We start from the raw sequence: 24100 nt of genomic DNA, 5'->3' as shown, positions 1-24100 counted from the left end.
TTTTATTTTTAAATATAGGTTATAAGCCCTATAACCAAAATCATCGAACTAAAATCAAGGATACATTCGAAAAATGCCACTTATGAATGATATGTGGTACGAAAGTGTACGGTGAATCGTATTCTTTTTGAGAATACTGTCTGGATGAAAGAGTGTTCTTAAGAGGGAAGTAGAGATCTTCTGCTCTGTATATACTAAAAACAGTTCCACTTTCATAGTTCTACAAGCATAGTCAAGAGGGGGAGATGGTCTGTAAAAAGAAACGTATAAATTGGGAAAATGAACCTTTCGAAATATGTTGATTGTTTGTCTGGTTGCTCGTTAGAATGACCAATCTTCCAACTAAGTATTTTACAGACTAGAACTTATACTGACTAAATATTCAAGAGTACTGAAAAAACACTGTGAAACAGTCGCAGAACTATGAAATTGGTGCAAGGTAGCGAATTTACAAGCATTGAAATTTGTAGACTTCAAAATGGTAGTGGAACGATGTGTTACAAACTAAATCACCTAATAGGAGGAAATAATCAATGATGAGTCTTAAAAAGAAATTAGCAATGGGAATCGCAACAGGTGCATTGGCAGTTAGTATGATTGGTGGCGGCACGTATGCCTATTTCAATGATGTGGAAGTGAACAACAGCAGTTTCGCAGCAGGTACGCTTGATATTAATGTAACGGGGGGTGACGCGGCAAATGCAATCATCGATGTAAAGAACATTAAACCAGGCGATACAATGACACGTAATTTCACCCTAAACAATATTGGAAGCCTGGATGTGTCAAAAGTATTCTTAACATCGAAATATACGGTGACTGATGCAAATGGCAATAATGCGGGTGCGGACTTCGGAGAGCATATTAAAGTGAAGTTTATTGTTAATAAAGATAAAAAGACAGAAGTTGTCCATGAAACCACACTAAAAGATTTAAGTAAATCGGATGTCGTCGATAGAGACTTACTTGGCTGGATCTTGGGTGGAGAGCCGGACGGGCTTAAAGCTAAAACATCTGATAGCTTAACGGTTAAGTTCGAGTTTGTAGACAATGGGAAAGATCAAAACGTGTTCCAAGGCGATTCATTACAACTTGAGTGGACGTTTGATGCGAAGCAAACAGCTGGAACAGCAAAATAAGCTTTTATTCCAAAGGAGGGGAGCACTTCTCCTCCTTTTTAATAAATTTTATGTCTATTTCTCTTGCTTATAACGAGCGTATAGCTGGAGAAATAGCTGTAAAGTGAATCATTTCAACAGCGAAAAAGGTGGTGTGAGATTGAAAAGTAACCGAAGACGTAGGTATAAAAGAGATGCCAAAACGCTGCTTTTCAACTTGAAAATTGCATTCATTTGTTACTTATCCCTTTACCTTATCACTTATTTCTCATCTCATACGAATGCAGAATTCACAAGTCAATCTGTCGTTAGTCAATCCATTAACGCTGGCGTTTGGGAAATAGTAGACGAGTGTGGCAATGTGATTGAAGATGACGATGTGGAAACTAGTCTTGAAGGCGAAAGTGCGGAAGAAGCATCTACCGAAGAGGACGAATCGACTACCACTGGGTGCGAAGGTGATGGCCAAACGACTAAAGAGGAAGAAAGTGAAGAGTTGAGCGATGAGAGCACGGAAGATGGGAATGAAAATGATGAAGAAATGATAGATGGGGAGGACAAGGTGGAAGGTAGTGAGCAACAAGTTCAAGAAGAAACGCGTGATGAAGGATCTTCCAATGATCAAGGAAAGCATACAGATGAAACAGGTCAAGTTGTAGATCGAGTAGATTCACAAGATGAAAACGCTGAAATGGACATAGAAAATAAATCGGAGGTCGAGACAAATGAGAGCGAGAAAGACGTCGAAAACGAAAATAATGATGAAGTGGATCAATAATCTGCTTACAGGGTTATTAATGGTGTTGTTACTAACAGTCGCTTCCGCGGTGGTCATTACGAAAATATCAGGTGGCGAGCCGCAGTTTTTCGGTTACCAATTAAAAACCGTGCTTTCCGGGTCGATGGAGCCAGGCATTCAAACAGGTTCGATTATTGCTGTAGATTTAGACGTGGATGCAACAAAGCTCCAAGTTGGTGACGTCATTACGTTCCGAGAGACTGAAGAAATGCTAATAACACACAGAATTACCGAGGTTGTGACCAGTGGGGATACGATATTATTTCGGACAAAAGGTGACAATAATAACGCTGAAGATATGAATCCGGTACTGTCTGAAAACGTGGTCGCACAATATTCTGGATTTACAATCCCGTACGTTGGCTACTTCGTCAACTTTGCACAGTCTAAAAATGGTGCGCTACTGTTATTAATTCCAGGGTTTTTGTTACTCATTCATTCTGTCGTGACGCTGTGGAGAGTGTTTGCCCAAATCGAGTTGCCTCAGAAAAAGCAAGCGACAGTAGTCGGCGAAGAAAGCGGAAATCGCTCGTCTTAACGTAGTCGCTCAAGGAGGCATAAGGATGATGAAGTCAATTCGAATCTCGTTCGTTGTCATATTCATGATCGGGTTATTGTACTTTTATTTAACAGGTATAAACGCAGTGGCTGAGGAAGCACCTGCGCAACAAGATGTTGATATTAACATCTCTCCAGGAGGGGCCCCCTTATTCCAAGTTGAGAATATGAAACCTGGTGATTGGGCACCTCGGATGGTGACCGTGCAAAACGTTGGTATCCAAGACTTTGACTATTCAGTGCGCGTTCAAAATACAGGGGATCCAAAACTGTTCAATGCGTTAGTACTTGAAATACAAGCTGGAGAACATATTTTGTATGACGGGAGAATGACTGATTTCGACGCAATGCCGTCTAGAAAGCTAGTAAGTGGAAGTGAAGAATCGCTCGAAATGGTCATTCGTTTTCCAGAGCATCTTGGAAACGACTATCAAGGGCTCGAAGCAGCATTTTCATTCCAATTTGTAGCAGAAGGGCAAGGTAATCTCGTAGTCCATACGATGACCGAAGGACTGATTGGGAGTAGTGGTATAGCGCAAACACTACCTACGTTTCCTATCTCTCTCACGAACACCATCTACCTTCTTATAACTGGGCTATGTCTACTCACTGCAACCCTTATTATCATGCGCCAATACAACCGAATGAAACCGGTATAAACACATTCATCACCAATCCAAGCTGCCAAAGCACCCACCCATGCCTTGGCAGCTTTCCTCTCTTTAGAGGTTGGTGTCTGTTGAGAAGTAAGACCTATAAAAACGGTGCCTGTCCCCGGAACAATTCTGAATGAACTGATTTATATTGTCGAATCTATAGGTGATTGTTTCGACTTTTGGTGACATGAAAAGGTAGGAAGTGTTAAAAATAGAATGTTGATTGGCGCACGTTTTGACATTTTATTGCCAGAGTATGCTGTAGAATAGGAGTAGAAGTAAGTGAATACGAGGAGACTGTGAAGTACGTTCCTTATGTGGGCACCTGGGACGTATGGAGTAATTGGTGCAACCGACCTGATTAATATCGGACCGTCATCCGATTTAGTTAGGTTTTTATTTTGTTGAGAGGAGGAAGTGTACAAGCTTTTCCGTCGTTAGTAAATACTTATCATTGACACAGTAATAAGCTAGTAATCGCACGTTGAACCTACACAACTACGACATGAAAACTTAAATGAAACCAATAATGATAAGAGGGGTTGTCGGTGTATGAATGTTGTAATTGTAGATGATCATCCGTTAATAAGAGCGGGTTTAGCGTCCATTCTTGGTAACGAGCATTCGTTAAAGTTGGTCGGAGAGGCAGCCAATCGTCTGGAGGCCATTAATCTGTTAACTACGTTGCATCCCGACATTGTCATTGTCGATTTAGAATTAGGAATGGAATCAGGGTTAGATGTCATTGTTGAGGCGAGAAGGCAAGGCGTCGTTTGCGAATTTGTCGTTCTCTCTTCTTCATCTTCTGAAGAAGATTTTAAACAAGCGAAAAACTTAGGGATATCGGGGTACATTTTAAAAGAATCATTGCCGGAAGAGTTGGTTCTTGCTTTACGCATGATCAGTAACGGCAGAAACTATTATGATCAAAAATTCTTTGACTTCCTATTGAAAACACGCAAGGCTCCAACGGCTTCCCGCCAAGTTGAAACATTAACACGAAAAGAAATCGAAGTGTTAATAGAATTAGGCAAAGGACTCTCCAACAAAGAAATTTCAGAGATCCTTTTTGTGACTGAGTACACAGTTAAAAAGCATGTCAGTCAGATTTTGGCGAAATTAAATCTTTCTGATCGGACGCAAGCTGCACTTTATGCAAACGCGAAAGGGCTTGTCCGCTATGTTGTGAATTAAGATTCAGAAACCAGATCCGGAAATACTGGATTTGGTTTTTATTTATTTAAAAGTTTTGAGCGATGAACCGGTTCATTAGTATACTTTGTTATTCAAAAGTAGTAGAAGAAAATACTCGAAAGGCTACGTATGAGTCTCCAATGGATAAGAGAAGAGTAGCCTTAAGAGGGAGGAATTGGTAAAGAATAGATTTTATACTGGAAACAGGTGAAAAAAGCTCTTGTACAAGACTTGTGAATTGCTGTTCTAGGTGGGGGCTAACGTATTGTGGCTTTCAATAGAAAATTGTCACATTACGGAATTAAGCGGGGGGATGGTGATTGTGAGAAAACTTGTAATTGCTCTATGTACTTGCAGCTTTCTGTTCGTAGGTACTTCATTTTATGCACATGCGACTGCAAATATGTCATTGCTAGATTGGTATAATCGACAATTTCAGCGCGTAGTTGGACAAGTGTCTGACGAAGTACAAAACGGTCTTATTTCATTAGAAGTGTCTATTGAGAACCAGAAAAAGCAGTACCTCGTTGGAATTGGAAAGGGAATTGGGGATATCGTTTTGACGACTTCGACAACTGCTAAAGCAGACATTGAGAAGTATAAAGAAGATTACGTCACACGACTTGCAGAAACTGAAGCAACACTCTTGGAAAAAGAATTACTGGACATTGAGCAAGAGATGATGAAGACAGAAAAAGAGATCGAAAACAGTGCATTCGCTATTTTAGAAGAGCTCTTACGTGAAGAGAGCTCTGAAGACACAACAAAACAGTAAATTGAAAAAAACTTAAACATTTAAGGAGGAAATGAATTTGAAAATGACAGTGAAAAAGAAAATGGCTGCTGGTGCCATCTCAGTAGGGTTACTATCTGGAATTGGTCTTGCATTTGCGAACACAGATTCAGGAGGAGCACTAAAAACTTGGTATAGCGGTATCTTTAATGATGCTTCCGCTGAAGTTACGGATTCAATCGATCAATACGTGATGGATCAACGGGAAGATTTGTTGGCCGAATACGATGGCATGAAAGCGGGTGCTGGGCAGAGTATTGACATGTCAAGAGACTCTGAAATCGCTGGATCAACGACTGCAATTAACAATGCTAAACAAAGTCATCTCGACAGTCTCGGTGCTGCCAAAGATCAAATATTGGCTGGAATGCAACAACAGTTTGATGCTGTTTATCAACAAGAATACCTACGCATACAAGAAGCTGGTGATAGAGCACTGCGAGCTGCAGAAACTGATTTGACGAGCTATACAGATAACAAAGGATCTGCTGCAATTGAAGAAGTAACGACACAACTTAATGCAGTAAAAGAGCAGGCGGTAACAGCTTTAGAGCAAGCGATTGCGAACGCGAAAAGTGAAATTACAACCCAGGTGGAAACAGAAAAAACAAGCACTGTCAACAGTTTGAAGATACATGTTGATCATAAAATTGATGCTTTATTCAATGAGATTCATGGAATTATTCTAGAACTAGTAGCCGCTCAAGAAGCTTTGATTGAAGCAAAAGCAGCTGAACTCGAAGCTGCAGCTATAACAGCATTAGATGATGTCGTTTCAGGAATCAATGAATAATTAACAACTAAGTAGGGCCCGCCCCGTTGTGGGTCCTACTATTTACGTTTGGAGGGTGTGCTGTGGATAAAAAAGAGGCGCGTAATCGGAGAAGAAAGAAGAAAAGTCGTGTGGAAGTAGCAAAGTTGCTCATTGGAGCTGTTCTTTTAATCGGAATTATTGGCAGCAGTGTATCAATTACGTTTGCTAGTCAAGATGTTCAATCTCTATTGACAAGTTGGTTTGATACACAAAGAGGAAACGCGATTGAAGATATCAAAGGCGCAATTGATACAGAACGTGAGTTTCAAATGGAACGCTTAAAAGAAGAGCTGCAATCGGAAATTCAATTGGCAAATGAACGACTTCAAACATTTACGGAAGATGAAAAGACAAAACGAACAGCAGCATTACGAAGCTATACCGATACACTAATTCAACAGTTTTCGGTTGATAACACCGAAGAAGAAAACTACGTGGTACATGAATTGGAAAGTATTTTTCAAAGTGCCGTCAGTGAGATGGAACAAGTTATGGCAAATAGCGCTTCAAAAGATGGTCCGATATCGGAAAGCCCGCCCGAAGCTGAAGGACAACCAGTTGAAGACCCAGTCTCTGAAAAAGATCCTGTTTCTGAACCAAATCCTGAGCCAAGTCCCGAGCCCAACCCAAGTGAAGATGCTGAAAATAAAATCAGTAAAGCAAAGGATGGTGACCAATAATGCATATGATTGAATTGGAAACGAAGACCACTGATCGTGCGAATGAACGAGGTACATCACGAGAAAGCGTCCTTAGTTGGGTGAAGTTTCTGCTTTTCATCGCGGCAATATTTTTTATCTTCCGCTTTGCAATCGGGATTACAGTCATAAGTGGAAATTCCATGGCACCCACAATTCAAGATCGGACGATTATTATGACGAGTAATCTACTTTATTCGCCTGAGCAAAACGACATTATTCAATTTGAAGATGTCAATGGCTTTGATGTCATTAAACGCATTATTGCTATGCCGAATGATACGGTGGAAATTAATAATGGTCATCTATATGTAAATGGACAAATGCTTGAAGAGGACTATGCAATGGGTGTGCCGAACGACATGGCGCTAGTGACTGTACCAGAAGGCGCGTATTTTGTCGTCGGGGATAATCGGACGCCAGGTGAAAGCTTGGACAGTCGAAATGTGGAGTTTGGTTTTATTCCAAAAGAGCGCATGAAAGGCGAAATGCTCTTCTCGCTATTCCCATTTGAGTTTTAGTGTAAAAAGGGAAAGCTAGCTTATAAGAAAACATAGTATTTTGTAGTTTTGCTCGTTAATATTTTCCGAAATGAATATCCAAACAAGTCCTGACATACAGTGATTTTGTGTGTTTTAAGGGCTTGTTCAACTATAAACAATGAGCAGTCGGTTTGCTAGACAACTTGAAGGTAAATGGTATTTACACATATTACTAGACGCCATGGAGACGCCATTATACTACCTAAGGCAATTTTGAAAGGGGTGATGGGGTTAATTTTTGTGCAACATGCATCGTCTTTTACAAGAAAGGGAGGAATGGAAGTTGAGGAAAAAGCGCAGTAGAAGTAGGATTTTTAGCATTGCGATGACGTTCCTAATGGTGTTCTCGTTACTTACACCTGGAATGGTAAGCGCAGAACAAACGAACAAATTGCACCAATCTTTCAAGGAATCTTCATCAGTTTCAAAGAATAAAGTGAGCAATACTTTACTAGACAGTTTTAAAGATGAAGAAATGGTAACGTTCTTAATCAAATTTAAAGAACAAGCGGATACAGAAAAAGTTGCAGCTCAAGCGAAAAAAGATGCAGGGAAAGCGAGCTTATCGGCGGCAAAGACAGAGTTGATGGTTCGTTCTGCTGTTGTCTCTGAGTTGAAAGCAACTTCGCTTGAAACGCAGGAAGATGTGAAAGAATTCCTTGAAAAGCAAATGGAAAAAGGATTTGTAAAAGAAATTACTCCCTATTATATCGTCAATGGGATAGCTGTTACAGCTACGAAGGAAGTTGCTGAAAAGGTTGCTTCATTCTCTGAAGTTGCGAAAGTTCTTCCGAATGAAACACGTCAGCTATTCACAACGAAATCTGCAAATGCAACAGCGCCTACTTCTGGAATCGCAAACGTTGAATGGAACGTTGAGCGTGTGAAAGCCCCTCAAGCATGGGCGATGGGCTTTGATGGAACTGGTACTGTCGTTGCGAGTATCGATACGGGCGTTCAATGGGATCACCCTGCCTTAAAAGAGAAATACCGTGGATACAATGCAGTAACTGGGCAAGTCGATCATAATTTTAACTGGTTTGATGCGACTGCAGGACGTTCTGCAGCGTATGACGATCATGGGCACGGAACACACGTTACGGGCACGATGGTCGGTAGTGAGCCGAATGGGTCAAACCAAGTTGGCGTAGCGCCGGGCGCGAAGTGGATTGCTGTTAAGGCATTTACTTCACAAGGTGGAACAGACCGTGATTTACTAGCAGCAGCACAATGGATTCTAGCTCCAACTGATGCGAACGGGAATGCGCGTGTCGATTTAGCACCTGACGTTGTTAACAACTCATGGGGCGGCGGCCGCGGTTTAGATGAGTGGTACCGTGACGTCGTTAGAAACTGGCGTGCAGCAGAAATTTTCCCAGAATTCTCTGCAGGGAATACGACGTTGTCAAACCCAGGTGGCCCTGGATCGGTTGCAAATCCAGCAAACTATCCTGAGTCTTTTGCTACGGGTGCAACAGACATTAACAATAAGGTAGGAAGCTTCTCGTTACGCGGTCCATCACCTTACGGGGAGATTAAACCGGATATTTCTGCTCCGGGCGTAAACATTCGTTCTTCTGTTCCGGGTGGCGGCTATGAAGGTGGATGGAATGGTACGTCGATGGCAGGGCCAGCTGTATCGGCAGTAGCGGCGATGCTTCGCCAAGCAAATGCCAATATTACAGTAGATGAAATGGAGCAAATTTTGTTAGATACGGCAATTCCTTTAACGGATAGTCAATATCCTACGACACCTAACCATGGTTACGGTTACGGGCTTGTCGATGCACATGCAGCAGTATCGGCAATTGCAAGTGGGCTTGGAAAACTCAGTGGTCAAGTAACGAAAGACGGTGAGGATTCTGAAGCTCCAGTATACGAACACACTGCACCTGCAGAGACATTTGCTGGTATGGATTTAGACTTAACAATTCAAGTAAGTGATAACATTAGCGTTTCTTCTGTCAACTTCCAGTATGTTGACGGTGAAGGTGAGTGGCAAACGGTTGAAGCGCCAAGGAAGTCCGGAGATTACAAGTCTGGAGTATATGGCGTTTCCATTGCAGGCGATCAAGTAGTCGGTCCTGAATTTAAGTACAAATGGGTCATTAACGATTTCGGTAACAATGAAGTGACGACGAATGAGTATGTTGTTGCTGTGAATGCAGGCATTACTGTCGGGTATTTTGAGGACTTTGAAAATGCACCGGCTGGTTGGCAATCATTTGGAGACAATAACTCTTGGCAATGGGGTGTTCCAACTTCAGGCCCAGGAAATGCGGCTTCAGGTGAAAAAGTGTATGCAACGAATCTAGCAGGAAATTACGATAGCAGAATGAATGCAACGCTTGTCATGCCTCCGGTTGATTTGCCAGAAGGCAATTCATATTTACAATTCAAACACTGGCACAATTTTGAACAATCCAGTTCTGGAAGAGCGTGGGATTACGGTCATATTGTGATTTCTACAGATATGGTGAATTGGACACAGCTTCAAAAGGTGCAAGGTTTATCAAACGGATGGATTAATGGACAAATCGATTTGTCTGCTTATAGTGGGCAACGTGTCTATATTGGATTTAACGCATTCTCAGATGGTAGTGTTGTTAGACCTGGTTGGTACATTGACGATGTGGCGTTAAGTGATGTAGTTCAACCTGCAAGTCCTTCCGTAGGTAAAATCGAGTTACCAGAACTTACAGAAGAAGAACTTGAAATGGAGAAAGAAAAAGAAGCAACAGAAAAACCAATTGATCCAACAACAATTCAGCCAGTCATGACGAAAGAGGAAGTTGCTTCTCCTTCAGTTGACATGAAGAAAAATCAGCCATCGGTTTTGCCGTTAGGTGCTCAAGTTAGCATTCTCGAAGCAAATCGTTCCGTTAATACAAGCCCAGCTGACGGTTCGTATTCCCTAACGCTTGGAGCGGGAACATACACAGCGAAAGCAGAAGCTTATGGTTACCAATCACAAGAACAAACAGTAACGATTACCGAAGATGCAACAACAACAGCTAACTTTACGTTAGAAGAAACACCTATCTCAACAGTAAGTGGAACAATTACTTCTGATGGTATCCCAGTAGAAGGTGCAACAGTTCTGTTACTAGAAGATGCAAACGTTACGCCTGTGGTAACAGATGCAAACGGTAACTATTCATTGACTGCGTATGCAGGTAACTACACAATGAAGATTGTTGCAAGCGGTTTCCATAGTAAAGAAGAGAGTATAACACTTGGTTCTCAAGCACTTGTGAAAAACATTGTTCTCGAACCATTCTTTACGTATCCTGGTGGCGTAATTGCTTATGATGATGGTACGGCAGAAAATGCTCGTGCATTCTATGAAGCTGGAAATGGTTGGGGCGTGAAGATGTCTCTACCTGAAGGAAAGAGTTCTGGAATCGTATCTGAAGGGATTTTCCGATTCTGGGATACAGAATGGCCAGTACCAGGCGGAACAAATTTTGCAATTGAAGTATGGGATGCAAAAGGTGCAAATGGTGCTCCAGGTAAGAAAATTGCTGGGCCAATCCAAGCGCAAGCGAAGCGTGATGGCGGATGGACTCACGTAAACTTGCAAGAACACAACATTGCAGTCGATGGCGATTTCTACATGGTTTATATTCAAACACAAGTCAATACAGCTTCTCCAGGTCTTGCAACGGATGAAAATGGTCCGAATGCTAAGAGAAGTTACCAATATGTCGGATCGGCGTGGGCACCATCCCCTGCAGCTGAAGGGAACTACATGATCCGTGCACGTGTTGACTATGAAGTAGCTGGTCCGCAAATCACGACACCGGGTTCAATTACGAATAAAGCAAATGTTGTCGTTGAAGGTACTGCATCACCAACAACAACGATTACATTGAAAAACAATGGAAAGAATGTTAGTTCAGTAGTTGTTGGGGATAATGGGGCATTCTCATTCCCGACTGTTCTGACAGAAGGTGAAAACGTCTTTACAGCCGTTTCTACAATTAACGGCAGGGTAACAGGCGAGTCAGCACCAGTGGCATTTACGTTGGATACAAAGAAGCCGATTCTCACAATTACAAGCCCGAGAAATGGTTCCAAAACAAAAAACGAAGTAGTGACGGTAACAGGTAAAGTTGCAGATGCAAACTTGAAATCTGTAACGGTCAATGGCCAAAAAGCTACAGTTACGGATAAAGGAACGTACTCGAAGCGCATTCTTCTTGATGAGGGAGAAAATATCATTAAAGTCGTTGCAAAAGATGAAGCAGGCAATAAAGAAACAAAAACTGTAACGGTCTCAGCTAAATTCTCAGAAGAACTGACAATTACCAATTTGACACCTGCAGAAGATGTGTACGTCTCAGTTGGTCAAACTGTGAAAATTGAGTTCGATAGCGAAGCGGGTCTAGCGGCAACGTTCTCTGTTCATATGCCACTTACAAATGTCGGCCAGAGCAGAGGCAACGCATTTGAACTTCCGATACGCGAAGTTCGCCCTGGTCACTACGTAGGCTACTGGACAATCCCGTTCGGTGTAGCAGCTGAAGGAGCACAAATTGAAGTCAAAGTCAGAGACATCTTCGGCAACGAAATGAAAAAAATCGCACCAGGCAAACTTTTCATCAACGTCCAATAACAAAGGTGCCAGTCCCCAACACAATTCGGAATTGTTTTGGTGGCTGTCCCCGACAAAATTCGAAATTGTTTAAATGCTGTCTAGAAAGCTCTGTGCAACGCAGCTGTTTGCACAGAGCTTTTTCTACTGTCTAACTGTTGGGAATTATGGATTTAGCTTGTTTTTGGGTATACTTGGTGAAAGGAGATGAATGAGATGGGTGTGAAAAATTCCGATCGTTTTATTGTGGCTTACAACCGGATTGAAAAAACTTTATCAATGAAAGTAGATGATAATGGTTATTTACCGTTTTATAGACTTATTGATAAAGCGAAAATAAAAAATTCCGTTGTTCGCAAGTACAAAGATGATTTAAGGGAGTTTGGCGATTTGCGGAATGCAATTGTTCATCATCGAACAGATATCGATTATGTAATTGCAGAACCTCATGATGACATTGTTGAACGAATCGAAGAAATTGAACAAAGACTAAGCAATCCACTAAGTGTTGGTGCATTATTTGGATGCAAAGTACATACATTGCAAGCGAGTGATCATTTGACCTTGGCTTTACGAATGATGCGTGACAATAAGTTCAGCCAAGTGCCGATTTATAAGGAGGGAAAGTTTAAAGGTCTGATTACTGCAGCAGGTATTACGTATTGGTTGGCGGGTCAATCGACAGAAGATTCGATTTCCCGGGAAATACCGACACTATCTACAGTTTACGACTATGAAAAACGAAAGGAATCTTTCGAGTTTGTCGAGAAAGACCTTTCTGTGTATGAAGCGGATGATTATTTTAAGAGGGCCATTTCAAGGGGCACTCGATTGGAAGCGTTACTCATAACAGAAAATGCTGAACCTGACGAAGATTTGATTGGTATTATTACTCCATTTGATTTGTTGAGGATTCGATAGGACAGTCTGTATAATAGGTAGAAGTCTATTATTGACAACTACAAATTTTGTGTGACAGTAAAAAATTGCTAAGCTAGCCTATAAATCGATTGCGTGAAGCTGGATGTAGACCATGGGCTTCACGCGAACTTTTTATGAAAGTTTAATACATTTTCTCTTGTGACAGCTGGTTTTATGTAGCAGTTGTATATAATTATATGATTATCCATAAGTCTTTTGATGACCTTTCTTTCTCCTCACATAATCCTCGTCCGCGCGTATCTTATCCCAGTATTCTTTAAAGATTGCAGCAGATTCTCCTTTTACTACATCAATCTCGCGTTCTTTCACCGAACCATCCTCGTTATACTTGCGCCCGCCCTTATAATTGGCGTAACGTCGTGCACGTGTATAACCCATTTGAATGAATTTCCGAGCCATATCCATCCCAACGAAATCATCCTCTTTTCGGTACGCTTCAAACATCGAATAAATCTTTTCGGCAGATTTTTGAGCAATTGCAGGCGTCTTAAAACGCCAGTGTGGCAAGATTTCGCTCTTGTAAGGTTCCACAAGCAAAACGCCTTGTTCTCCTCGTCCTACCCGATACAATTCAGGCTTCTCACGCAAATTGAGGCTACTGTAATCTAATTCATAATCAAAAGCCACCGACCTCACCACCTTTTTTCCACCTATTCCCGAAAACCCGCAAGTCAAACGAAGATGAGAATTACAAAAAAACAATTCTGAATTGCGCGGGTGCCTGTCCCCGAAACAAATCTGAGTTTTGCCGGGGACAGGCACCTGAAATATTCTAATCATTCTTATAAATATTAAACGAAGTTTTATTAAGTGATATTTTTTACTATTGTGACTATCGGATTGGGAGGAAGCGCGATATAATAGATAGCAGTCTATTCTGGAAGTGATGATTGTGTTAAAGAGTAAGTTGCAGAGGAAGATTTTAAGCACGGTAATTTCGTTATTGTCATTCATCATCTTATTGATGAGTTCTATGTTTATGGTGTTGGACTATAACAACTTAATAGACCGTAGTAAATCTGTCGGTCTTCAAACAGCCAAGATGCTTTCCTATATGGATACCATCAACGAAGGTGTTTTAAATGGAAACGATCCGGTGAGGGCTGCAGAACTACAAGCGACTATAAATTATTATGAAGGTCAGATTGATGCAACGTTTATTGTCATACATAGCAAGGATGGAGTCATAATGGCTTCGCCACAAACGGAGAAAATAGGCAAAACGGAACCTTATAAGGATGGCTTTAAAGCGGTAGTATTTGGGGCTAATTATTCAATGGTGTCTAATGAAATCATAGGTCCTTCTGTTGTTAGCAAGGCACCGATTTATGATGATCATAAGCAAATTATTGGGGTCGTAACGGTTGGATACCTCTTCTCGGATTTACGGGATATCGTTTATCAAAGAGTGATAAATCTCTTCTACTTTTCGTTGTTTGTTCTTGCCCTTGGTGTTGTTCTTAGTCTTTTTCTTGCTCGGAGCATCCGGAAAGATACATTTGGACTTGAACCCCAGGATATCGCAAACTTTTACATGGAGCGTAAGGCGATACTTGCCTCGATCGATGAAGGAATAATTGCCATTGATCGGACAGGTAAGGTGACAATTATTAATACGGCTGCTCGGAGAATTCTGAATGTTACGGAAGATAGTAAAGGTCAACAAATTAATAAAATTCTTCCTGAGTTACTGAATCCTTTAAGTGATTGTCACTTAGCGCAACCACATATGTATGAAATGAATCGAAATAATCGGAAGGTAATTGTTCAAACCATGCCTCTAAAACTGGAGGGGGTCGAAAAAGGTGCAGTAATCACATTACGTGACAAGACTGAAATTATGGAAGTGGTTAACACGCTTTACGAGGTGCAAAAATATTCTGATGATCTTAGAGCGCAGACGCACGAGTTTACAAATAAGTTATACCTACTATCAGGCCTGCTACAACTTGGTAAGTATGAGGAAGCTGTACAAGCGATTCAAAGTGAAATGGATATGAATGACCAAACAAGCCAGTTTATTTTGGAAAATATTTTGGATACGAATGTACAAGCAATCTTGTTTGGAAAAATAGGAAAGGCTTCAGAAATGAAAGTCGATTTCCAGATTGATACTAATAGTAGCCTAGAACAATTACCCGATTTTATTAGTACCGGTTCAATCGCGATTGTACTCGGAAACCTAATTGATAATGCGCTTGAAGAAGTTTCTGAGCAAGCTGATGGTTGCGTTACATTTTTCACACTAGATATTGGGGACGACATCATTATTGAAGTGTCGGACAATGGAAAAGGCATTTCTTCAGATGTCTTTGAACATATTTTTTCACAAGGGTATTCTACTAAGAAACAAGCCAATCGAGGATTTGGTCTCGCCAACGTTAAACGGGTTATCGACGAACTTGGTGGTCATATTCAAGTTAGCTTAGGGGAAGGGGCAGTATTCACAATATACATTCCGAAACAAAGAAATAAGGGGGCGCATCAGGATGATTAATGTATTAATTGTCGAAGATGATTTTCGGATTGCAGGCATTCACCAGAAAATAATGGAAAGTATAGAGGGTATTCGCGTGGTCGGACAGGCACTACGTGCAAAGGAAGTTTGGGGTTTTTTAGAAGAGGAGAGGATTGACCTTATTCTGCTTGATATTTATATGCCTGATCAGTTAGGCACAGACTTAATGGTAGAAATAAAGTATAACTATCCTGAAACCGAATTTATTATGATTACAGCCGCAAAGGAAAGGGAATTACTTGCTCGCTGTATGGCTGCAGGCGTGTTTCATTACTTAGTGAAACCAATAGATCTAATTAAATTGAAAGAAGTTATTCAACGTTACCAAAATAGGCAAAATCTCATTAATAATGGCGAGATTGTAGACCAGACTTCCATTGACGCGTTATTCGGAATGTCTGACATGGAAAGAGAAGCCATTGATACACTTCCCAAAGGCATTAACCAATTGACATTAAGGAATGTCAAGTCGATTTGCATGCATCTTACGGTAGGCATGACAGCAGAGGAAGTGGGGGAACGACTGGGTGCTTCTCGAACGACAGCAAGACGATATCTAGAATATTTGGTGTCAGAGGGTGTGCTTCGCGCTGAGTTGGAATACGGAATTGTCGGCCGTCCAGAGCGTAAGTACTTTCCGAGTTAAGCATCTCGATTTTTTAGAGATGCTTTTTTCATGAACTAAATGAACAAAACTACCATAAAAAACTTAAAACTATTAAAATTGCAAACGGTTACATAGTTAAAATATGTATGTATTATGAACATATCAACATATCTAATAAGCGAAGGAGAGGAAATCATGAGGAAATCACTTATATTACTAGCACTATCATTGCTATTAGTGCTTGGCGCTTGTTCTTCTGCAAGCGGAGATGACGATAAGTTTCCGAACAAAAATATTGAATTTGTAGCACCTGCTACGCCAGGTGGGGGATGGGATGCTACCGCACGTGCTATCCAAAAAATCTTGAAGGAAGAAAAGATTGTTGAGCAAAGCATGACGGTTGTAAATAAGCCGGGGGGTAGCGGAGAAGTCGGTTGGCAATATTTATCCAAAAAAGATGGGCATTCACTTGCCATCAACTCTAGTTTATTGATTACAAACAACTTACTGGGTCAAAGTGATTTGACATATGAAAAATTTACACCAATTGCCACGTTGACAACTGAGTGGATCTCCGTTGCTGTCCCGAATGATTCACCTTACAAGACTGCTGGTGAATTGATGGAACAATTAAAGAAGGACCCTTCTTCGGTGAAGATCGGTATTGCACCAGGTTTAGGGAATAATGACCACCTATCATTTGTCCAAGCTGCAAAGACGTATGGCGTAGATGTAACAAAGTTGAACTTCCTTGTATATGAGAGTGGCGGGGATGTAGTGACTAGTTTGCTTGGTGGTCACGTAGATGCAGCTACTATGGCTGTTTCTGAATCTGCGGAACAACACAATGCTAACAAGTTTAAAGTGCTTGCTGTTACTTCTGATGAACGGTTGGATGAGCTTCCAGAAGTGCCGACTTGGAAGGAACAAGGAGTAGATATGGTATTCCCTCACTGGCGTGGAATCTTGGGGCCGCCTGATATGACAGAGGAGCAAATCGCTTATTGGGATAAAGTCCTCTCTGAAATGGTAGAAACGGATGCATGGAAAGAACTACTCGAAAACAACGGGTGGGAAGATTTCTATAAAGATAGCTCAGCTTCTAAGAAATTTCTAGCAGAACAAACGAAAATGTATACAGATTTGATTGAACAATCCGGCTTGCAGAAGTAACTGCGAGCGTAAGGTCGAGCCCTAGTTTACGGGCTCCCTTTTACTTCATGTTAAGGAGGAAAGCGAAAATGGTACGGTTTATCACTCCATTATTCACTGTCGTATTAGGTATAGTATTTCTCATCGCTTCCTTGAACCTGCCGAAATCAAACCTCGGAAACCCAAATGGTCCTATCTATTTTCCGGTTTTAATAGCTGTTATTTTAATCGTTAGCGGTCTTGTATATTTATTTCAAGAAATTAAAGCGAGAGGGTTTGCTTTCAAAGATTTTGCTGCACTAAGAGAAGGAAAATCACCAATGTATCTAGGTATAACCTTAGTGTTAATGATTTTTTATACTATTGCTTTTGAGCGAATCGGCTTTTTACTTTCAACCATCTTATTTTTAGGCGGGTTACTGTTCTTATTAAATGGTGCTAAGAAATGGCTGGCTAACGTGCTCGTTGCTATTATTTTTTCATTTGTTACATGGTATGCCTTTGGTACATTGTTGCAAGTGAGTTTGCCGTAAGAGAGGAGGAAGAACAATGGGTTCTGATATACAAGTAATCATTGATGGATTTTTAACAGCAATACAACCTGTCAACTTATTTTGGATTGCTCTCGGTGGTTTCCTTGGTACGGTTGTAGGCATGTTACCGGGACTAGGACCTGCCACGGCCATCGCATTACTCATACCAATTACTTTCGGAATGGATCCTACAAGTGCGCTCATTTTAATGGCAGCAATTTATTATGGAGCTATGTACGGTGGATCAAGAAGTTCAATTCTGTTGAATACACCAGGAGATGGTTCAGCGATTGCAGCGACATTTGATGGTTATCCAATGGCAAAGAAAGGCCAAGCCGGACAGGCACTTGCCATGTCTGCGATTGCTTCATTGATAGGCGGTCTAATTGCTGTTGTAGGTTTTATTGCGCTCGCAAAACCACTTGCTAATTTCGCTCTAAAGTTTGGTCCTGCTGAGTATTTCCTTCTTATGGTCTTTACCTTATCAGCAATCGTTTCGCTTGCTAAAGGCGCGATGGTAAAAGGGTTCATCTCAATGGCGATAGGACTTATGATCAGTACAGTCGGCATTGACTTACAGACAGGTGTTTATCGTTTCACGATGGGGAATCCGCATCTTAGCGAAGGGGTTGATTTCCTCGTTGTTATCATTGGCATTTATGCGGTTGGTGAAGTATTGTTTAACTTTTTGTCTATTAATAAACCGGTAGGTGAGAAGAAGGAAGTCGGAAAGATCTGGATCACGAAAGAACAATGGAAACGCTCGAAATGGCCAATCATTCGGAATGGACCCATTGGTTTCGTAATTGGTGTCCTTCCTGGTGCCGGTGGAGCTATCGCTTCCATGTTGAGCTATTCTTTGGAAAAGCAAATTTCCAAAAAACCTGAAGAATTTGGTGAAGGAGCAGTCGAAGGACTTGCGGCTCCAGAATCTTCTAATAATGCAGCAGCGGTAGGAGCTTTCATACCTATGATGACGATGGGGATACCTGGATCGGGTACAACAGCAGTCATTCTTGGTGCAATTGTCATGCTCGGATTAAAACCTGGTCCTTTATTATTCGAAAATAATCCGGACATGGTGTGGACATTCATAAATAGTATGTTTGTCGGCAATATCTTTCTAGTTATTTTAAACATTGCGCTTGTCGGGTTACTAGTGAAAATTCTAGATACACCGCCAAGAATTCTCTATCCGCTGATCATGTTGCTTGCGTTTATTGGTACATACACTCTGGGTTATACAACAGTGGATTTTGTTATATTAATCATCTTCGGATTCATAGGTCTTATTATGAAGATGCTGAAGTTCCCAGTTGCACCACTAATTCTTGCGGCTATTGTCGGATCAGACATGGAACAGAATTTTAGAATGAGTTTGATTTCTTATCCTGATGTTGTCGGCATGTTTACTGCTTCACCAATTACAATTGCGCTGGTTATCATGACAGTTATTTCTTTAGGCTTACCGTTCCTTTCTTCTTGGTTACGAAAGCGTAAAACACAAAAAGTGGTAGGTGGAAATTAATCTGCAAGTATTTGTACGGCATGAAGTATATAGACGAAAATTTGGTTACCTGTTTTGATCCGTGCACACTTAGCTTCGGTTTTCACTTATCACTAGTAATTAAAGCGTCGGTCCGCCTCATCAATTCCAAGCACTTTGGATGGATGAGGTCTTTCCTTTGCAGTATAAAAGAAGGGCTCACTCACATTGAAGCTATTTACTAGTTATAATTTGTATTTTATTTTTAATGAAGGAGAGATACATATGACATGGCTTATTACTGAACAAAAGACACAAAAGGAACTTTCTAGTGAGTTCCTTTCTCAGATTAAACAGAAACCCATTCTTAAGATTATCGGGGCACACGATGGAATGTCTGCTTTAATTGGGAAGAAGGTAGGATTTGAAGCACTTTATTTGTCTGGCGCGGCTTTCACAGCAAGTAAGGGATTACCAGATCTTGGTATATTACACTCCCAGGAAGTGGCTGAACGCGCACGAGAATTGACACGCGCAACTGGATTGCCGTTGCTAGTCGATATTGACACAGGTTTTGGAGGTGTGCTAAATGTCGCTCGGACGGCAAAGGAAATGGTGGAAGCAAACGTTGCAGCAGTGCAAATAGAAGATCAAGATTTACCGAAGAAGTGTGGCCATCTGAATGGTAAGAAATTAATACCAGCGGAGGAAATGGCACAGAAAATAAAGGCAATCAAAGAAGTTGCCCCTTCTCTAATTGTCATTGCAAGAACGGATGCATTGGCAGTGGAAGGGTTTGAAGCTGCTGTAAAACGCATGAAATTATATGTGGAAGCAGGAGCGGATGGTTTGTTTCCTGAAGCACTCACTACGGAAGAAGAATTCCGTCAAATTGGGAGGATGTTCACCGTTCCTTTGCTCGCCAATATGACTGAGTTTGGGAAGACGGACTACTATACAGCAGAAGAGTTTGAGGATTTTGGATTCTCGATGGTTATCTATCCGGTAACATCATTGCGAGCAGCTGCAAAAGCGTATGAGGATGTCTTTAAGGAAATCTTCGCTAAAGGAACTCAAAAAGATATTCTTCATCGCATGCAGACGAGAAAAGAATTGTATGAGACGATTAAGCTCGAAGCCTACGAGGAACTTGATGGAGAGATTGCCAAAACGGTGTTGCCGGAATGAAAAGGAGAAACTTATATGAAGCAACTTTCAGTTAAGTGTGCCATTTATCGAGGTGGGACAAGCCGGGGGATTTTCTTTAAAGAGGAAGACTTGCCGACATCTCGTTCACAATGGAATTCTATTTTTATGGAAGCAATCGATGCTTACAATCCATCTCAGGTAGATGGACTTGGTGGAGGGACCTCTCATACAAGCAAAATAATCGTAGTTAGCAAAGCATCGCTTATAGAAGAAGTATGTCTCTCGTATACGTTTTACCAGATTGGTATCGGCAATCCTATTGTTGATAAGGAAGGAACATGCGGCAATTTGATGGCGGCAGTCGGCGCGTTTGCAGTAGACGAAGGATATGTTTCTGTGCCTAAAGGAAAAAAATCCATTAATCTTGTTGTTCACAATACGAATATTGGCCGGAATGTCCGCATGGAAGTCCCTGTGACAGCTCGTGGAAACGCACAAGTACAGGGTGATTTTCTAATGCCTGGTTTAAGTCGACCGGGTGCGCGTATTTCAGTCTCCATTCTTTCTCCAGGCGGTGGTAAAACAGGCACTACCTTTCCTTGCGACCATACAACAGAACTTACGACTACACGTGGAGTATTTACTGTAACAATTGCAGACATTGTCAACCCATTCATTTTTGTACGTGCAGCAGAATTAGGGCTGAATGGAACGGAAATGAATTTCGATCTGACTGCTAACGACGAACTAATGAAGTTACTTGAAGAAATTCGGTTAGCCGGAGCTGTTAAGGCTGGATTGTCTTCTACTATTGAAGAAGCAAGGAAGGTTCCTTCGATACCGAAGATCGCGCTTGTGTTTCCTCCTACTGATTACAGGACAACATCAGGGGATGTAATTAAGGCGAATGAAGTCGATGTCGTTTCCAGGATGGTTTCAATGGGGAAAATTCATCGTACATTTGCGGGGAGCGGTCTTTACAACCTGGCAAGCGCACTATTACTATCAGGAACCGTTCCTAGTAATCTGTACACAGGTACTAAGAAATCAGGCCGACAGATTGTCCGCATTGGTCATCCGGACGGTGTGGCAGAAGTGCATGCATCCATTACGAATGATGGTCTAGACGTGGCGACTGTCGGTTTGGATCGGACAGCTCGCAGAATTATGTCAGGACAATGTTACATACATGAGGGAAGAATCCTGTAAGAAAGGTGTTGGAAAAGTGTGCAACATGAAGATATTCAATTGACGGAAAGCATTGCTACACTGACCGTTGAAGGCATAAATTATCAGTACATTTCCTTGCCACGTCTTGAGGAGCTTGGGCTTGGTACCATTCGAGATTTGCCGTATTCCATTAAAATATTATTGGAATCTGCAGTTCGGAACTGGGATGGGAAGTTCATTACTAATGAACATATTTACGCACTTGCAAATTGGTGCAGCTACGATGCAACAGAAGTTCCATTCAAGCCGACTAGAATTATTTTACAGGATTTCACTGGTGTTCCAGCGATTGTTGACCTTGCTTCCATGCGTGACGAGGTTGCATCACGAGGTGGAAATCCTACATCCGTCAATCCCATGATCCCGGTTGACCTTGTCATTGACCATTCTGTAATCATTGAACATGCAGGAGACAGGTATGCTTTTAGTCGCAATGTTGAGTTGGAATACGAACGAAATAAAGAGAGGTACGAATTTGTTAAGTGGGCACAAAAAAGCTTTACAAATTTTAATGTTGTGCCTCCTTCAAATGGCATTGTCCACCAAGTGAATTTGGAATATTTGGCAAGTAGTGTGCGTACGGAGCAGAGAGATAATAATTATTGGTTATTTCCTGATTCACTCGTTGGGACTGATTCGCATACGCCGATGATTAACGGTATCGGCACTGTTGCTTGGGGAGTCGGCGGCATTGAAGCAGAAGCTGCTATGCTAGGTCAGCCTCTCTATTTTGTGATGCCAGAAGTGATTGGAATCCGTTTAAAAGGTAGTTTACGAGAGGGAGTCACAGCGACGGACCTCGCATTGACGGTTACAAGCATACTTCGAAAAAAAGGAGTCGTTGGTAAATTTGTCGAGTTCTTTGGAGAGGGGGTACGGGATATTTCGGTACCTGACCGAGCGACTATTGCCAATATGGCTCCTGAATACGGTGCCACAATGAGCATGTTCCCTGTTGACGATCGAACTCTCGACTATTTAAAGGAGACTGGACGTGGCAAAATTGTTCCACTTGCAGAGGCGTATTGGAAAGCCCAAGGGATGTTTAATCTTGGAGATGAACCACCTGCCTATACGGAGGTACTTGAACTAGATCTTGATACAATCGCTGCAACGGTTAGCGGACCTAAAAGACCACAGGACACAATTCCACTCCCAAAAATGAAGGAAGCGTTCGACACTGTTCTTAGGAAACCGATGGAAGAAGGTGGGTACGGCGCAGATGATAACACTGTAAATACTGCCCTTAAAGAAGGAGCAGTGGTACTTGCATCAATTACAAGTTGCACAAACACCTCAAATCCGTCCGTTATGGTAGCAGCAGGACTCCTTGCAAAAAAGGCTGTAGAAAAAGGATTGCTGCCACCAAGCTATGTAAAGACAACGTTGTCACCTGGTTCAAGAGTGGTCGCGACATACCTCGAAAAAGCTGGCCTGCTTCAAGGGCTAGAGCATCTTGGGTTTTATATTGATGGGTATGGATGCGCCGCATGCTGTGGAAATACGGGAGCGCTTGTCGATGGAATCGAGCAAATGATACAGCAAGATCATCTTGTCGTCGCATCTATTTTAAGTGGCAATAGAAATTTTGAGGGTCGGATTCATCCACTCATTAGAGCTAATTATCTAGCATCACCTCCACTTGTAGTAGCGTTTGCGCTTGCAGGTCGTGTAAATATTAATATGGAAATAGAACCGCTTGGAGTAGGAAACGATGGAGAGCCCGTTTTTTTGAAAGACATTTGGCCATCTTCGAAAGAGATAGAGCGAATTATATCAGAGACAATTGATGAAACAGTGTTTAAGGGAGAATATGATCGAATTGATTCAAACGAAAAGTGGGCGACAATCAATTCTTCAGAAGGCTTGTTATATGATTGGGATGATACCTCGACTTATATTCAAAAGGCGCCCTATTTTGAGGCTGTATCAACAACTACCTCACCTTTGGGTAACTTGAAGGAGATGCTCTCGTTAGCAATTCTTGGTGATTCGATTACAACTGACCATATTTCGCCTGCAGGGCATATACCGATTCAGAGCGAAGCAGGTATATTTCTGCAATCCCAAGGTGTTGAGGTACGTGAATTCAACAACTACGGGGCACGCCGGGGGAACCATAAAGTAATGGAAAGAGGGACATTTGCGAATATCCGTCTCAGGAATCGCATGGCGAATGGTAAAGAAGGTGGCTACACGAAGCATTTGCCGACTGAAGAAATAGTCAGCATGTTTGAAGCTGCAAGTCGGTATCAAAAAGATGGCCGAAACTTGCTTATTATTGCTGGAAAGGAATATGGAACGGGTAGTTCTCGAGATTGGGCTGCAAAAGGAACGACTCTTCTTGGTGTGAAAGTTATTTTAGCTGAAAGTTTTGAGCGAATTCATCGAAGCAATCTAGTTGGTATGGGTGTTCTTCCAGTGCAATTCTTAGAAGGCATGACTGCAAATTCACTTAGTTTAGATGGTACTGAAACCTATTCAATTCATGGACTCACCGAAAAAACGTTTATTCCAAGACAGCGAGCTGAAATGCAGGCGGTAAGGCACGATGGAACAATTGTCAGCTTCCCGATAGAAATCAGAATTGATAATGCTATTGAAAGAGAATATTACATGAATGGTGGCATATTGCCTACTGTTATGGAAAAACTGCTGAGCAATCAATAATCCAAACTGCCGATTGCAAGCGCTTATACATGTCTGCTGGACTC

20 protein-coding genes and 1 riboswitch are annotated in these 24100 nt (G+C 41.6%); of the genes, 19 read left to right on the top strand and 1 reads right to left on the bottom strand.

Translation table 11 applies throughout. The features are described 5' to 3' along the window. The first annotated feature begins 536 nt into the window (after nt 1-536). The 11 genes from QT711_RS07565 (at nt 537) to QT711_RS07515 (ending at nt 12690) form a co-directional block, all read left to right on the top strand. Entirely contained in the window at nt 537-1139 is a 603-nt protein-coding gene (locus tag QT711_RS07565) for a CalY family protein (RefSeq protein WP_317943292.1), read from the top strand. Between the two features lie 139 nt (nt 1140-1278). After that, complete coding sequence (locus QT711_RS07560) at nt 1279-1896, top strand: hypothetical protein (protein ID WP_317943118.1); 618 nt, start codon at nt 1279-1281, stop codon at nt 1894-1896. Continuing rightward, a complete protein-coding gene (sipW, locus tag QT711_RS07555) occupies nt 1844-2455 on the top strand; it encodes a signal peptidase I SipW (RefSeq protein WP_317943116.1) in 612 nt (203 codons plus the stop codon). Before QT711_RS07560 ends, sipW begins: the two co-directional genes overlap by 53 nt. A 25-nt stretch (nt 2456-2480) precedes the next feature. Then, on the top strand, nt 2481-3134 hold the full coding sequence (locus tag QT711_RS07550; RefSeq protein ID WP_317943115.1) for a hypothetical protein: 654 nt from the start codon (nt 2481-2483) through the stop codon (nt 3132-3134). A gap of 280 nt (nt 3135-3414) precedes the next feature. Then, a riboswitch (cyclic di-GMP riboswitch) is annotated at nt 3415-3498 on the top strand. Nucleotides 3499-3683: 185 nt separating this feature from the next. Then, nucleotides 3684-4325 carry a response regulator transcription factor gene (locus QT711_RS07545; RefSeq protein ID WP_317943114.1) on the top strand — a complete coding sequence of 214 codons (642 nt, stop codon included), beginning with the start codon at nt 3684-3686 and terminating at the stop codon, nt 4323-4325. A 322-nt stretch (nt 4326-4647) separates the two neighbouring features. Then, entirely contained in the window at nt 4648-5100 is a 453-nt protein-coding gene (locus tag QT711_RS07540; RefSeq protein WP_317943112.1) for a hypothetical protein, read from the top strand. 37 nt (nt 5101-5137) lie between these two features. Beyond that, nucleotides 5138-5911 (top strand): hypothetical protein, encoded by a 774-nt coding sequence (locus tag QT711_RS07535; RefSeq protein WP_317943111.1) that lies wholly within the window; start codon nt 5138-5140, stop codon nt 5909-5911. A 62-nt stretch (nt 5912-5973) separates the two neighbouring features. Further along, complete coding sequence (locus QT711_RS07530; RefSeq protein WP_317943109.1) at nt 5974-6612, top strand: hypothetical protein; 639 nt, start codon at nt 5974-5976, stop codon at nt 6610-6612. Next, nucleotides 6612-7151, top strand: coding sequence for a signal peptidase I (gene lepB / locus QT711_RS07525; RefSeq protein WP_317943108.1), 540 nt, complete (start codon nt 6612-6614; stop codon nt 7149-7151). The genes QT711_RS07530 and lepB overlap by 1 nt, the downstream gene beginning before the upstream one ends. Nucleotides 7152-7455: 304 nt before the next feature. Further along, the gene (locus QT711_RS07520) at nt 7456-11790 is read left to right on the top strand and encodes a S8 family serine peptidase (RefSeq protein ID WP_317943106.1); all 4335 of its coding nucleotides are present in this window, start codon (nt 7456-7458) and stop codon (nt 11788-11790) included. Between the two features lie 195 nt (nt 11791-11985). Then, nucleotides 11986-12690, top strand: a complete 705-nt coding sequence (locus tag QT711_RS07515) for a CBS domain-containing protein (protein WP_317943104.1) — start codon at nt 11986-11988, stop codon at nt 12688-12690. 201 nt (nt 12691-12891) lie between these two features. Here QT711_RS07515 and QT711_RS07510 read toward each other — a convergent pair whose 3' ends face one another. After that, nucleotides 12892-13338 carry a DUF4385 domain-containing protein gene (locus QT711_RS07510; RefSeq protein ID WP_317943102.1) on the bottom strand — a complete coding sequence of 149 codons (447 nt, stop codon included), beginning with the start codon at nt 13336-13338 and terminating at the stop codon, nt 12892-12894. A gap of 337 nt (nt 13339-13675) precedes the next feature. Here QT711_RS07510 and QT711_RS07505 point away from each other — a divergent pair, with 337 nt between their 5' ends. From QT711_RS07505 to acnA, 8 genes are all read left to right on the top strand, one after another. Further along, nucleotides 13676-15208, top strand: coding sequence for a sensor histidine kinase (locus QT711_RS07505; RefSeq protein ID WP_317943100.1), 1533 nt, complete (start codon nt 13676-13678; stop codon nt 15206-15208). Beyond that, the gene (locus QT711_RS07500) at nt 15201-15875 is read left to right on the top strand and encodes a response regulator (RefSeq protein ID WP_317943098.1); all 675 of its coding nucleotides are present in this window, start codon (nt 15201-15203) and stop codon (nt 15873-15875) included. Before QT711_RS07505 ends, QT711_RS07500 begins: the two co-directional genes overlap by 8 nt. A gap of 156 nt (nt 15876-16031) precedes the next feature. Then, nucleotides 16032-17009 carry a tripartite tricarboxylate transporter substrate binding protein gene (locus QT711_RS07495; protein ID WP_317943096.1) on the top strand — a complete coding sequence of 326 codons (978 nt, stop codon included), beginning with the start codon at nt 16032-16034 and terminating at the stop codon, nt 17007-17009. A gap of 68 nt (nt 17010-17077) precedes the next feature. Next, nucleotides 17078-17521: a tripartite tricarboxylate transporter TctB family protein gene (locus tag QT711_RS07490; protein ID WP_317943094.1), complete on the top strand. Its 444-nt coding sequence runs from the start codon at nt 17078-17080 to the stop codon at nt 17519-17521. Nucleotides 17522-17537: 16 nt separating this feature from the next. Continuing rightward, nucleotides 17538-19049 (top strand): tripartite tricarboxylate transporter permease, encoded by a 1512-nt coding sequence (locus tag QT711_RS07485; RefSeq protein ID WP_317943092.1) that lies wholly within the window; start codon nt 17538-17540, stop codon nt 19047-19049. Nucleotides 19050-19292: 243 nt separating this feature from the next. Beyond that, a complete protein-coding gene (gene prpB, locus QT711_RS07480) occupies nt 19293-20195 on the top strand; it encodes a methylisocitrate lyase (RefSeq protein ID WP_317943090.1) in 903 nt (300 codons plus the stop codon). Between the two features lie 15 nt (nt 20196-20210). Continuing rightward, nucleotides 20211-21365 carry a PrpF domain-containing protein gene (locus QT711_RS07475; RefSeq protein ID WP_317943088.1) on the top strand — a complete coding sequence of 385 codons (1155 nt, stop codon included), beginning with the start codon at nt 20211-20213 and terminating at the stop codon, nt 21363-21365. A gap of 18 nt (nt 21366-21383) precedes the next feature. Next, nucleotides 21384-24056 carry an aconitate hydratase AcnA gene (acnA, locus tag QT711_RS07470; protein ID WP_317943087.1) on the top strand — a complete coding sequence of 891 codons (2673 nt, stop codon included), beginning with the start codon at nt 21384-21386 and terminating at the stop codon, nt 24054-24056. The last annotated feature ends 44 nt before the right edge of the window (nt 24057-24100 follow it).

The organism is Sporosarcina saromensis (assembly GCF_033253735.1).
Classification (GTDB): Bacteria; Bacillota; Bacilli; order Bacillales_A; family Planococcaceae; genus Sporosarcina; species Sporosarcina saromensis.
This window is presented reverse-complemented; position numbering and strand designations above follow the sequence as displayed.